At 62.5% G+C, this 12,301-nt stretch carries 10 protein-coding genes; 1 reads left to right on the top strand and 9 read right to left on the bottom strand.

Annotated elements, in window-relative coordinates; genetic code table 11:
- Positions 1-5: 5 nt before the first annotated feature.
- From BV071_RS04600 to BV071_RS04580, 5 genes are read right to left on the bottom strand one after another with little or no spacing between them, the layout of a single operon-like run.
- On the bottom strand, positions 6-887 hold the full coding sequence (locus BV071_RS04600; RefSeq protein ID WP_052572898.1) for a DUF58 domain-containing protein: 882 nt from the start codon (positions 885-887) through the stop codon (positions 6-8).
- Positions 884-2,458: a hypothetical protein gene (locus tag BV071_RS04595; protein WP_035602813.1), complete on the bottom strand. Its 1,575-nt coding sequence runs from the start codon at positions 2,456-2,458 to the stop codon at positions 884-886. Before BV071_RS04595 ends, BV071_RS04600 begins: the two co-directional genes overlap by 4 nt.
- 3 nt (positions 2,459-2,461) lie before the next feature.
- The gene (locus BV071_RS04590; RefSeq protein WP_075090840.1) at positions 2,462-3,490 is read right to left on the bottom strand and encodes an ABC transporter ATP-binding protein; all 1,029 of its coding nucleotides are present in this window, start codon (positions 3,488-3,490) and stop codon (positions 2,462-2,464) included.
- Positions 3,491-3,533: 43 nt separating this feature from the next.
- Positions 3,534-5,351 (bottom strand): hypothetical protein, encoded by a 1,818-nt coding sequence (locus BV071_RS04585; protein ID WP_035602811.1) that lies wholly within the window; start codon positions 5,349-5,351, stop codon positions 3,534-3,536.
- A gap of 9 nt (positions 5,352-5,360) precedes the next feature.
- Positions 5,361-6,377, bottom strand: a complete 1,017-nt coding sequence (locus tag BV071_RS04580; protein ID WP_052572897.1) for an AAA family ATPase — start codon at positions 6,375-6,377, stop codon at positions 5,361-5,363.
- Positions 6,378-6,555: 178 nt separating this feature from the next.
- Between BV071_RS04580 and BV071_RS04575 the strand changes: the two genes are divergently transcribed.
- Entirely contained in the window at positions 6,556-6,894 is a 339-nt protein-coding gene (locus BV071_RS04575) for a YegP family protein (RefSeq protein ID WP_035602809.1), read from the top strand.
- Positions 6,895-6,988: 94 nt separating this feature from the next.
- Here BV071_RS04575 and BV071_RS04570 read toward each other — a convergent pair whose 3' ends face one another.
- The 4 genes from BV071_RS04570 to BV071_RS04555 all read right to left on the bottom strand — a co-directional run bounded on the left by BV071_RS04570 (position 6,989) and on the right by BV071_RS04555 (position 12,216).
- Complete coding sequence (locus tag BV071_RS04570) at positions 6,989-8,755, bottom strand: alkaline phosphatase (protein WP_035602806.1); 1,767 nt, start codon at positions 8,753-8,755, stop codon at positions 6,989-6,991.
- 314 nt (positions 8,756-9,069) lie between these two features.
- On the bottom strand, positions 9,070-10,233 hold the full coding sequence (locus BV071_RS04565; protein ID WP_035602803.1) for a PQQ-dependent sugar dehydrogenase: 1,164 nt from the start codon (positions 10,231-10,233) through the stop codon (positions 9,070-9,072).
- A gap of 78 nt (positions 10,234-10,311) precedes the next feature.
- On the bottom strand, positions 10,312-11,157 hold the full coding sequence (locus BV071_RS04560) for a PEP-CTERM sorting domain-containing protein (protein WP_035602800.1): 846 nt from the start codon (positions 11,155-11,157) through the stop codon (positions 10,312-10,314).
- A 90-nt stretch (positions 11,158-11,247) separates the two neighbouring features.
- Entirely contained in the window at positions 11,248-12,216 is a 969-nt protein-coding gene (locus BV071_RS04555) for a sugar phosphate isomerase/epimerase (protein WP_265594071.1), read from the bottom strand.
- Positions 12,217-12,301: the final 85 nt, after the last annotated feature.

Below are 12,301 nucleotides of genomic sequence, written 5' to 3'. Positions count from 1 at the left end.
TCGTTTCAATTCACTGTCTCCAGCGCTCCGCTCGGTAGAGCCTCTGCAAACAGCGAAGTCTGCAAGTCTGCATCACAGGCCACCCGTGCCATCTTGCATTGCAGTCGCCGCGCCGCGTTCTTCCACAGAGCGAAATGGTTCGCGTAGCTTTCCTTGTAGCGGCGCAGCACGGAAGGCTCGATTCGATGGTGATGCCGCGAGTTCCGCTCGGAATCGATGAACTCGTAGTTGCCCGTCCACTCCGGAGTGGCCTCGGACTGAAGGAAGGGCACCAGCAGGATCGGGCTGCCTTGGCGCGCGCACAGCAGACGGATCGCCGGGTCAGGATCGCCCGGGAAGAGCAAGTCGGACACCAGGACCCGGATCGCATTGCCGCGGAAGGGGATCCGCGAAAGGTCCGGCGGCAGGGAGGGATCGCTACCCTTCAGCGAGCGCGCATCGTCCAACCAGCGATGGGCGGCTACGGTCTCGGATGGAATCGGCCGCACTGCATCCCCGCGGACCAGGTGCACGGAAGTCGCCGCGCCGGATCGCCGCGCGGACTCCACCACGAAGCAAAACAACTCGGCTGCACGTTCCGCCTTCTTCGGATCGAAGAACATCGACTCGGAAGCATCCAGCACCACATCCACCACCGGGCGCACCTCTTCGCGGTAGAGCTTCATCGTATACTGCCCGGTGCGCGCATAGGCCTGCCAGTTGATGTGGCGCGGGTCATCGCCGGGCACGTAGTTGCGGTGATCCTGGAAATCGAGTGAGGAACCCACACCAGCTCCCTGGAACTCACCGGCCTGGCCCTTCCAGACCCGGGAACGTAGGGGCAATCTCAAGCGTCCCGCGGCGGCAAGCGCCCGGGCGTGACAGCGGGAAAGTTCGTCGCGGGTCATGGCGTCATGGGCTCGGCGGAATCCTCGTCATTGGAGCGTGGCGAGGATAGCCCTTCGGCTTCGTCCTCGACCTCCCGCAGCACCGGGAACTGGCGGAAAGCGCAAAGCAGCAGCAGGAAGAGGTAGATCCCCGTGGTGATGAGTCCGGTCATCAGCACCGGGGTGAAGTTGGGGCCGGCTCCGGCGCCGTAGCCGCCCTTGTAGTCGTGTTTGACTAGTTCGATCAGCAGCATCTTCACCGGCGGCACCCAGCAAAACAGCCATAGATAGCTGTCCTTGTCCGTGGCGTCGGAGATCATCCCCAGTCCCAGCGTGATCGCGCCGAGGATCACCGCGATCAGTAGATAGAAGGCAAAGTCCTGCTTCACCTTCTTCGAGAAGATCCGCAGTACCACGGCAGGCAGTAGCATCGTGCCGACGACTGCCAGCATCATGATGTCCTGCGACATGATCCGGTAGGGATCGATGGAACTGACGGGACGTGCGCTCGGGACCCAGAGATAGACGCAGGCAGAGATTCCCAGCAGCAAGACGGTGAACAGCACCCCCGAGGGCCAGCCTGGATAGAACACCCGGCCGGCGAGCTTGCCGACCGCGCCATACTTCAAGAAGGGACGGCAGATCGGCGGCAGAAGCTCCAAGCGTTCCGTGAGCGCGGCGGCAATCGCCGGCACGCAATACAGGGCCAGCAAGCTGCAGATCTCTTCGTCCTCGAATTTGCCGCGCCATGCGAACAAGCCGAGAAGCACCACCGCTGCTATCGCCACCACCCGTCGCGGAGTGCTGTGATTCTCTGCCATCGGCGCAATCATGGCAGTCCCCATGGCCAATGCGATCCAGCCGATGTAGCTGCCGGTGAGGACGGCGGCCATCAAGACCCACATCGAGCCGGTGCGCTGCAGGCTGCAGAACTCGATCAATTCGTGCAGACCGCTGTCGAAAATGATTTCGAAAATCCCGATGGTGACCCCTACCGCAATGCCCAAGGGTACCAAGCCCCGGATCAGGATCGGTCCGATCGCTGAGAGCCCGACGGTGAGGGCCGTGAAGGCAGCGGAACCCATGAACACTAGCGCCAGCAAGAGCAGCTCCGCGAAGAGATTCATCCCGCCGAAGAAGTAGCGCAGAATCAAATACGGCACGATGGCCGTGAGCAATAGCCCCGACTGGCTGACGATCGCCACCCACTTGCCCAGCACGATGCGCCAGGCTCCCAAGCGGGTCAGCACCATCAGGTCGATCGTGTTGCCCTTGATTTCATTGTGCAGCGCACCCACGCCGCGCAGCGGTTGGACCACCAGCACCGCTAGGGAGAAGAAAAAGAAGATCGTACTGCTGACGCTCTGTCCGGCGCGTTCCGGCGAGGCTGCCCCCACCGCCGTCAGCAGCACTACCGCCAGCAGGGCCTGCAGTGCCAGGAAGACGATCACGAAGGTCTTGGCCCGGAGCCCCTGCCGCAGCTCCTTCACGAGCATCGGCGAGAGGCTGTCGCTGAAGTCGTCGAAGCGGCCCGCGGCATGCGAGTCCATCGGCGGCGGAGCAGCAGGGGAGACGGCGGCAGCGGTGCTCATGGTTCAGTTCGGGCTTTCGCTGGGAGTGAAGGCTGGCATCTGCTGTGGCTTCGCCGCAGCTGTGGGCAGGGCACCCTCACCGCGGTCGATCCGCCCGAGCATGTCGATGAATGCGTCCTCGAGGTTGCGCTGCTCCTTGTGGAATTCCACCACCTTCAGGCCGTCCTTGATCATCCGCTGCAGCACATCCGCCGCCTTCGCCGGATCGTCGGCCTCGATGCGGATCCGGCCGCCAGCCTTGCGTGACTCCAGGAACTCGACGTGTGGGTTGATCACGCACCAGTCGGCCACCGCTTGCGGATCACCGATTACCTGGATGTCATAGAGCATCCCGCCATGCGCATCGGTGCCCTGCTTGAGTGTCTCCGCATCGCCGTGGTGGACGATCCGCCCGCCGTTCACGAAGAGCAGCGAATCGCACATCTCGCCCAGCTCCGAAAGGATGTGGGAGGAGATGAAGATGGTCTTGCCCTCCTGCGCGAGCACCCGGATCAGGTGCTTGAGTTCCACCCGTGCCTTGGGGTCGAGACCTGCCGCGGGCTCGTCCATGATCAGTACCTGCGGGTCGTGCAGCAGGGCACGGCCCAGGCAGAGCCGCTGGGTCATGCCCTTGGAAAGCTTGTTGGAGAAGCGCTCCGCCAGCGGCACCAGATCGGTGAATTCCATCACCTCCTGCACCCGCGTCTTGCGCTCCTTGCCCTTGTAGCCGAAGGCGCGGGCATAGAAGTCCAGATACTCAAGCACGGTCATGTGCTCGTAGTTGCCGAAGTGATCGGGCATCCAGCCGATCATCCGCCGGACTTCCTCCGGGTGATGCACCACGTTGATCCCGCAGATCTCCGCCACGCCCATCGTCGGGTAGTCCAGAGAGGCCAGGATCCGCATGGTCGTTGTCTTGCCGGCACCGTTGGCACCCACGAAGCCGCAGACCGAGCCGTGCGGGATCTCGAAGCTGATGCCGTTCACCGCCTTGAGCTGGCCGAAGTATCGGTAAAGGTTGTGAACCTTGATGGCGGGTGGCTTGGGAGTCATGGGATGCGACATGAGATGCCGGAGGAAGGATGGGAAAGGGGCCTCAGGGCGTGGCGATAGGGCCGGTGATGATGGTCGAGGTCCGGGTCCAGGTAATCCCCTTGAAGGTCTCCAGGCCGGGCGCGCTTTCGGTGACGGCGATGAAGCGGCGGTTGCCGCGCTTGTCCGGATCCGGGGACAGCTTTGCCAGCGCCTGCTTGCTGCGGACAGAAAGCTTGGTGCCGGCATAGGCCTCGAAGGATCTGAGCTCCGTGACCGGGACCTCCCGGCAGGTGAAGGGCTTGCCGGGCTCGATGCCCTCGCCAAACCAAATTGTCCCGCTACTGTCCGTGTAGTAGAGCTTGTCCACCTTGAAGTCGAAGGTTGAGACCAGCGAGGGTGGGCTGCCGCTGCCATTCCTCAATTCCAGCCGGCCGCGCGTCGGCACGACCGCCCGCAGGTACTGGCCCTGCTCGGAGCGGCTCTGGAACCAGTCACCCTCCACCTCCAGCTTGCCGTCGCCGGAATTGGATTCGAAGCGCATCCCCCCGCCGTTGTTGTCTGGCGTCAGCCGGCTCCATTGCGATTGGGAGCTCAGGGGGACCGGCGTGATGGCCGCCGGTTCGTTCAACGTGAAGCTGCTGCCTAACAGGACACCCGTGCGGCTGACCTGCTCTTGGTAGATGTAGGCGGAATTCTCGCCGTCATCCGGCCGCACCTCCATCAGCGCCACCCGGATGCCGCGTCCCCCGAATCCGTCGATCAGGATGATCAGGGCCACCAGTAGCACGCTGGTAGCGAGCGCGATCAACGGCGTGGTGATGAACAGGCGGTGCCGCCGTCCGGACTTTGCGAAGACGAAAAGATTCACCGGTCCGACCAGAATCCCGAAGGCGATCAGGATCACAATGAAAAGCCCGTAGTTGTAGCTCTTCGGATCGAAATCCTCGTGCAGTGCCCACTTTTTACTGAAGTTATCCAGGATCGCGTGGTTCACCGGATCCAGGTTGTCATCCTTGTTGCTGAAGCGGTCGATCAGCGCATTCGCGCCGGCAACATCCAAGGTGGCGGTCGGGCTATCGAGCCGGTCGATCACCACGCTGCCAAAGCTGCGGTTCTCTCCGCGTAAGCCAGCCCCGCTGGTGCTGATCCCGAGTGTCCCGAGATCGGAGTTTGCCGAGCCCGCCAGGATCACCAGGCGGCCTCCGAGCCGGTTCCAGCGAAGGATTGCGGTCCGCGCGCCCGGGCTCAGCGTCTTCCAGTCGGTGTCGGTCAGCGCCACCCCGTCGTAGCCCGAGAAGGCCCGCCAGTCTTCCGGCATCTTGCCCGGATCGAACTTGCCTGCGAAGGTGAAGCTGCCGGAGTAACCGTGGATCCTCTTCTGGACCTCCGAATCCAGCATCGATGCATTCGGGGAGAAGAGCGTGGAACTGATCAGCAGCGCCGCCTGTGACTCTTGGTAGTTGCCTGAAAGGTTGCCCGTGGAGCTGCCGAAGGAGCCGGACATGTTCACCACCACATTGATGGTGCCGTTGGACCCGGAGCTATAGTTCAGCAGCGTGTTGCAGGGCACCAGTACGTCCTGCTGCGTTGTCTTGCCAGCCGGCGCGGAGAGCTTGAAGGAGGAAGTCATCTCGCTGCCCTGCCCACGGAAGTCGCTATCGGAGGAAGTGCAGCGCAGCTCGATGCTGCCTTCGGCCTCGTTGGCATTCGTGATCGTGATCCGGACCGGCAGGAAGCCTCCCGGCGCGGGCCGGCTGAAGAGGGCCTCGGCCTCGATCCGGGTCTTTGACTTGGGATCAGGCTGGTGGCCGAAGAGGTTTTCCTGGGCTGCCAGCGGCGCAGCTAACAGACAGAGGAGGGCAAGGGCACGCGGGAGCATGAGCGGAAATCAAGCGGTGGTCACCGGCTTCAGGGTCTTGGGCGTGGCTCCGCCTTGGAAGGGAATCTCTTCGATCAGACTGCGCACGATGTCGTTGTTCGTCAGTCCTTCCACCCGCGCGTTGTATTCCAGCACGATTCGGTGGCGCAGCACCGAGGGTGCCACGAAACGCACGTCCTCGAAGGAGGCATGCGTGCGCTCGTTCATCAGAGCCCGGGCCTTGGCCGCGGAGGCCAGCGAGAGCGCCGCGCGCGGACTCGCGCCGTAGCGGATCCCGCGGGCCGAATTGCTCTGCCCGGGATGCGTGCCATCCACCAGCCGCGCAATGTAGTTCCCCACCACGTCCGGCAGGTAAATCCGGCGCACCAGGGCGAGCACTTCATCCAGGGTGGCACCGTCCATGATTGGCTCAACCACCGGCTCGGTGCCGAGTTCGCGCTGGTTCACGATCCGCTCCAGCGTCTCCACGCTGTTGCGGGTGACTTCCAGCTTGAACAGGAAACGGTCGAGCTGTGCCTCCGGTAGCGGGTAGGTGCCCTCCAGTTCGATCGGGTTCTGGGTCGCCAGCACGAAGAAGGGACGGGGAAGCTCGTGGGTCTCGCCCAGCACCGTGACCCGCCGCTCCTGCATCGCTTCCAGCAGGGCCGATTGGGTCTTGGGCGAGGCGCGGTTGATTTCGTCCGCCAGCACGATGTTGGTGAATAGCGGTCCCGGCTGGAAGACGAAGGCCCGGCGGCCGTCCACTTCCTGGAGGACCGGGTTGCCGGTGATATCACCCGGCAGCAGGTCCGGAGTAAATTGCACCCGCTTGGTGCCCAGGCGCAGGCTCTTCGAGAGGCCCTTCACTAGCTCGGTCTTGCCCAGGCCCGGCAGGCCTTCCAGCAGGATGTGGCCACGCGCCAGCACCCCCGTCAGCACTAGATCAATGAGCTCTTCCTGTCCGAAGAGCACTTGATTGAGCGCAGTGGAAAGCGAGCGGATGTGCTTTCCGGCGGAGCCGACTTCGGTTTCGGAGGCGTATTCCATGGGCAGTCAGGGGTCGATCGATAGCAACCGTCAGCGATCTAGCGGAAAACCGCATGAAGTTGCCATGAAAAATCCGCCGCTTTCTTGGAATGCCGGTGATTTTCCGAACACCCTTGGCCCCCCCTTTCTCGCCTTACAAAACCTTGCGCCCCTCCAGGAAACCGTATAAACGCGGAGGATGGCCTCTGGATATTACGAGTTGAAAAAGGGCAGCTCCGGGAAGTTCAGTTTTGCTCTGAAAGCCGGCAACCACGAGGTGATCCTCGTCAGTCAGTCCTACGACGCCAAATCCGGCGCGGAGGGCGGCATCGCCTCGGTTCAAAAGAACGGGCCCGACGCCAAGAACTACGAGAAGAAGAGTTCGTCCTCCTCCCAGCCTTACTTCGTGCTCAAGTCTTCAAACGGCCAGATCATTGGCACCAGCGAGATGTATTCCTCGGAAGCCGCGCGGGACAATGGGATCGCCTCGGTGCAAACGAACAGCCCGAGTACCACCATCAAGGACACTACCGGCTGACATCAAATGAAATGCCCCGCGACCCTGGGGGCCGCGGGGCGATGGATGAGTAATTGGGGCTGTCAGTCCGGTCTGTGCCGGACTTTCGCGCTCTTCAATGCTCGAGGATGTAGTTCTGGTCGATGATCTCGTTGAGGAGCTTGGCCTTCTCCTTCTCGATCTTGTCGATCTCGGTGGTGTCGCTGTCGACCATCTTGGCCATCTTGAAGAAGATGTCCGTCTGGTCGAATACGCCACTGAAGAGCGCCGCGCCGGCACCTTCCGCCGTGATCGGCACCGTCGAGCCGGTGTGATCTCCAGTGCGGAAGCCGACCGCCACGCGGTAGCGGTTGGTGTTGAGCGGGTAGCCGGTGGCCGGGTTGAGCGCGTAGTCCGGGAAGCCGGTCACGCCGCCGGTCAGGCCAGTGTAGGCTTGGCCCGAGCGCACGTTTTGGGTCGCATTCGGTACGTTGGTGTCCACCACGCCGATGATGTGCATCGACTGGTCGTGGTCAGCGCTGACCAGCGTCAGCGTCTTGCGCTTCGGATTGGCCTTGGCCCATGCGCGGCCCACGCCGATCGCCTTGTCGAATTCGATCACGTCCCACAGGGTGCCGGCGGCATCGTTGGCGTGGGATTGCTTGTCGATCGAGGCACCCTCGACCATCAGGATGAAGGGCGAGTCGTCCTTGCTCAGGGTGGCGATCGCCTTCGCGGTCATCTCCTCGAGGAAGGGCTGGTTCGGGAAGGCGGCATTGACCGTCGAGGTCTCACCAGCCGGGCGGGTGTAGCCCAGCTTGTCATAGGTCACCGTCATGTTACCGGTGGAGAAGAGGCCGATCAGCTTGTCCGGCGGGGTGCTTAGCGCATTGAGCTGGGTGCGGTCATCCACGCGGGTGAAGCCCTTCGCGACGAGATCGTTGATCAGGTTGCGGGTGTCGCCGGCATTGGCCGCGGTGCGCGCGTCGAAGTCACCCTTGGCACCGCCGAGGATCACGTCGAAGGACGGGCCGCTGAAGAAAGTGCCGTCCACATACTGCTTCGCGATGTCCTTCTTGAGGGCACGCTGGATCGAGTAGCCGCCTTCAGCAGCCGGGGTCGCGTCGGTCACTTCCGCGGTGGTGACGATGCCGGTCTTGTAGCCGTGCAGGCGCTTGAGGTAGCTCCACAGCGTTTCATAGCGCGGATTGTCGAGCTTGGAGGCATTGCCGGTCTTCCAGTCGTTGTTGTCGGGGAAGGTGTTGAGCGCGCCATTGATCGTCTTGTTGCCGGTGGCCCAGGCGGTGCCGGTGTTGGCGGAATCCGGCACGACCGCATCCTGCGCGTAGGTCATCACCATGCCGCTGTAAGGCATCTGGTCCATCTGTTGCTTCTCGTCGAAGAAGCCTTCGCGGAAGCCGTCGCCGGTGCTCTTCGCCACGATCCGGCCCACGTCGCGGTAGGTGGCACCCATCGCGTCACCGATGAAGAGGATGATGTTCTCCTTGGTGTTGATCTTGTTCTTGAACTCCTGCACCCCGATCTTCTGGGTGAAGCTGCCTTGGCCGCTGCTGTCGCTGACTTCGGCAACGATGGTCTTGATGCCGAGAGAGGAGAAGGTCTGCGCGCGGAAGACCCAGGCCTTGTCCAGATCGCCGGCGTTGTTGTTGTTGTCGGTCGTGACCTCCGGCGTGCCGAACTGGCTGGTGATGTCATTGCCGCGTTCGTCGCGCAGCTTCAGCGTGGCATTGATGTTGCCAAGATTGCTGGCCTCGACACGCAGGTCGAAGAGCTGGCGGGTGAGCAGGCGGAAACGCTCGGGGAGGGCAATGTTCACTTCGGGAGCAGCCTGAAGCGGCGCGATGGCCGTCAGGCAGGCGAGTGCGAGCAGTTGTTTTTTCATGCGAGTTCGATGGTTTGGGATCCGGTCTTTGTGCGACCGTTCACCCACGAACTCAGGTCCGGATGATGCCTCCGGGAATCATCCTTCGGTTACATTTAAGTAACCTATTTTAAACGGGTTGCATTCATATTTGGGCGCGTTTGTCGATCTTGGCGGGGGCTCGGGATCCTGCAAACCGGCATCCCGTGAGGACATTGCCACGTGACAATTCTGTTAGGTGGGCTGTCACGCGCCAGAAACGAAAAAGCCCGCACTGGGTGCGGGCTTTGAAGCTTGTTTTCGCGGAGCGATAGCCTGGTTAGGCTGTGCTGGCCTTACTTGTCCACGACCCGGAAGATCGGCCCGGCCTGATCCACGATGTAGAGATTGCCTTCCGGATCTTCCCCAAAGGACGAGACCATGCCCACCTTGACCTTGTCGGTCTTGAAATCGTCCGAGTGATCCTGGAAGTCGGTCGCATTGTCGCCCTTGAGAACGAAGGACCAGACGTGGCGGTTCTGGTAGTCGGCGAAGATGTAGCGACCCTCCAACTCCTTCACCGGGCCGCGATAGACATAGCCCCCGGTGACCGAGAGGCCGTCCTTGGGGCCGCCGCCGTGCTGATAGACATACACCGGCTCCACGTTGTTGTCCGGCTTGTCGCCGGCGATGCCCTTGTTGGGATTCGGCTTGTCCGCCTCGCGCAGGCGCCAGCCGAAGTTCGAGGCCGCGCCCTTGCCCTTGGCCACAAAGTCGATTTCCTCCCACTTGTTCTGGCCCACATCGCCGATCCACAGGTCGCCGGTCTTGCGGTCGAAGGAGAAGCGCCAGGGATTGCGCAGACCCACCGCCCAGATCTCCGGCTTGTATTCGCTCTTGCCGACGAAGGGATTGTCCTTGGGTACCTCGTAGCCGCTCTTGCCTGAAACATCGAGGCGCAGCATCTTGCCGAGGTAGGTGTCGGTCTTCTGGCCGTTGCCCTGCGGATCGTCGCCCGCGCCACCGTCACCCGTGCCGACGTAGAGCATGCCATCCGGCCCGAAGATCACGCAGCCGCCGTTGTGATTGTCGTAGGGCTGCTTGAAGGACAGCAGCACTTCCTGGCTCTCCTTGTCCGCAGTCTTGAAATCCGGACCCTTGGAGGTGAAGCGCGAGATCCGGGTGTTCTGCTGCTTGTCCACGAAGTTCACGTAAAAGCGCCCCGACTTCTCGAAGTCCGGTGCGAAGGCCAAGCCCAGCAGACCCTCCTCGTTGCCCTTGCGGCGCACCTGCTCGGTGATGTCCAGGAAGGGCTCGGCCTGTTTCTCGCCAGTCTTGGAATTGACGATCCAGATCCGCCCGTCCTGCTCAATCACCCACAGCCGGTCCTTTACGTGATTGGGAGCTCCCACCCACAGCGGGCGGTTGAAACCGGTAGCCACCACCTCCACGCCGGGCTTGGCGAGGGCGGGGGAGACGACGGACAGGAAAGTAGCGGCTGCGAGAAGCGTGTGGCGCATGGTGTGGGAATCTAGCGACCCGGATACCGGATGCAATCCGCTAGAACTTTCGTGCGCGACACGATTGGGGGCTCTTTTTCAAGGCCGTTGACGCCGGCGCCTGAAGAGCGCGCCCGCCGCTGTCAGCACGGCAAGACCGGCTACCGAGGGTTCCGGCACGAAAACCGGGGCGGAGAGCGAGCCGCCAAGGATCGTGCTCAGATCGCCATCGATGGCGACGAGGACACCATTGTTGTTCGGGCTGCCGCTATAGGTATTGGCGATCACCTGCAAGCTGATCGCGCTCGTGTTTTGGTAGCGGAGGAGGAACGCGGCGCTCGGATCCGTAAACGGGGTGTCGATCCCCGGCGCGCTGAAGAGGAGCTGCCCGCCGCCTTGGTCCGTCGCCGAGATCTGCGTGGAGGTCGGGAGCTGGTAGCTGACCAGCCCATCATTGGCGAAGACCATGACTCCCTCGTCCTGCGTGGGCTCACCGTCCACCTCGTAGAGCATGATCCGGAAGTCGGGAATCGCGAAGGGATTGGAGAAATTGCTGCCGCCTTGGAAGAACTCCAGATTGTAGGTCGCACTACCGGGGCCAAAGTTGCCAGCGCCGCCGGAGCCGCCTTGATAGGAATAGACAAGCCCAAGGTCTCCACCTGAGACGCCGGGGGTTCCGCTGTAGTCGGGCACGCTCCCCATGTAGCCATACCGCGGCGTCGTGATGTCCGTGATCGTGAGCCGCATGTCCACCCACTGTCCCGAGTCCGGAGCGACGTTGAGGAAGTCGAAGGTGGTGCCGGTATAATAATCGCCCAGCACCGCATGCGTGGCATTGGTCTGCTGGACCGGGTCGTTGAAGACCAGATCGTAGGTTTGGCCGAAGGCAGGGGCCGCGGGGAGGAGGATCGCGACCACGCAGGCGACACGTGGCGGGATGTGCATGAACTTTAGGGGAAGTTGCCCCTAGAAACGGCATTCTGCCGAACTAATCAACCTGAAAAAGTCAACTAAACCGAAATATATCCGGTCAACTTAGAGCCTGTCAGGGAAGGTGTGCTTCCACACCGCCAGTGCGTCGCGGATTTCCTCTGTCTTCCGCGTCGGGCTCAGCTCCCAGACGATCGGGCAGTCCGCCGGGAAATAGGGCAGGAGATCCTTGTAAACCAGCTCACCGGTGAAGGGGGTGCGGTGGTCGCGCTGCGGCCACTGCACATCGTGGAGGTGGCCGCCGATCAGGTGGGGCGAGATCCGCCGCAGCCATTCCGGGTGGTCCAGCAGGCCGAGGTTGTGCTTGAGCTGCACGTGCCCGAAGTCGTGCCAGTAGCCCACCCAGGGATTGTCCGCGAAGTGGGTCTGAAGCAGCACCATCTCGCGCTCGCTCGGCATGTCCTCGTAGCGTGAGCGGGATTCCACCGCCAGCTTCACGCCATATTCGGCCGCCTTCTCCGCGATCTTCTCCAGCGCTTCGATCGCGCGGTGATAGTAGAGAGGCGCGATCTTCTCGCGTTTCTTCACGAAGGCGATTTTCTCTGCCGCGTAGTCCGCGCCATTCCGGCCCTGCTCCGCGACCATCGCCGTCAGCCGCTTGGTCCACTTCCTGGTGTCCAGTGGCACCGAGCCCATGTGCAGCACCAGGTAGTGTGCCTTGAACTCCGCTGCCAGTTCCAGGGTCTTGAAGGTCATCTCCATCGCCCGTTGCCGGTCGAAGGGCCGGTGTGAGGTGAACTCGTAAGCGTCCGGCGCATCGATCATCACCTCCACCGGGGAGGGGAAGTAGTTGTGCACCCCGGAGCAGGTGAACTTGCCCGCAGCATAGGCCTTCCGGATCCCCGGGAGTTTGGTCACGGTCATCCCGTGCGACAGCTCCAGGCAGTTGAAACCGAGCTCGTTGATCTCATCGATCATCTCCTCGCCATCCAGGTGGCGCGAGTTGTTCCAGCAGGTCGAGAAGGCGAGCACGCGGGGAAGTTGGCGGGCCGGGTCCGAAGTTCCAAGTGCCAAGGCGGGAAAAACCGGTAGGCTGAAGCGACCACTTGCCGTGGCGCGGCAGGCCGCCCCCGTGTTGCTAGATGGTCTGCGATACCCG

This window comes from Haloferula sp. BvORR071 (assembly GCF_000739615.1).
In the GTDB taxonomy this organism is placed as follows: Bacteria; Verrucomicrobiota; Verrucomicrobiia; order Verrucomicrobiales; family Akkermansiaceae; genus Haloferula.
This window is presented reverse-complemented; position numbering and strand designations above follow the sequence as displayed.

Excerpts from the sequence above, each read along its gene's own strand:
- BV071_RS04560 (WP_035602800.1), bottom strand. The coding sequence starts at position 11,157 with ATGCACATCCCGCCACGTGTCGCCTGCGTGGTCGCGATCCTCCTCCCC.
- BV071_RS04590 (WP_075090840.1), bottom strand. The coding sequence starts at position 3,490 with ATGACTCCCAAGCCACCCGCCATCAAGGTTCACAACCTTTACCGATAC.
- BV071_RS04595 (WP_035602813.1), bottom strand. The coding sequence starts at position 2,458 with ATGAGCACCGCTGCCGCCGTCTCCCCTGCTGCTCCGCCGCCGATGGAC.
- BV071_RS04585 (WP_035602811.1), bottom strand. The coding sequence starts at position 5,351 with ATGCTCCCGCGTGCCCTTGCCCTCCTCTGTCTGTTAGCTGCGCCGCTG.
- BV071_RS04565 (WP_035602803.1), bottom strand. The coding sequence starts at position 10,233 with ATGCGCCACACGCTTCTCGCAGCCGCTACTTTCCTGTCCGTCGTCTCC.
- BV071_RS04580 (WP_052572897.1), bottom strand. The coding sequence starts at position 6,377 with ATGGAATACGCCTCCGAAACCGAAGTCGGCTCCGCCGGAAAGCACATC.
- BV071_RS04570 (WP_035602806.1), bottom strand. The coding sequence starts at position 8,755 with ATGAAAAAACAACTGCTCGCACTCGCCTGCCTGACGGCCATCGCGCCG.
- BV071_RS04600 (WP_052572898.1), bottom strand. The coding sequence starts at position 887 with ATGACCCGCGACGAACTTTCCCGCTGTCACGCCCGGGCGCTTGCCGCC.
- BV071_RS04575 (WP_035602809.1), top strand. The coding sequence starts at position 6,556 with ATGGCCTCTGGATATTACGAGTTGAAAAAGGGCAGCTCCGGGAAGTTC.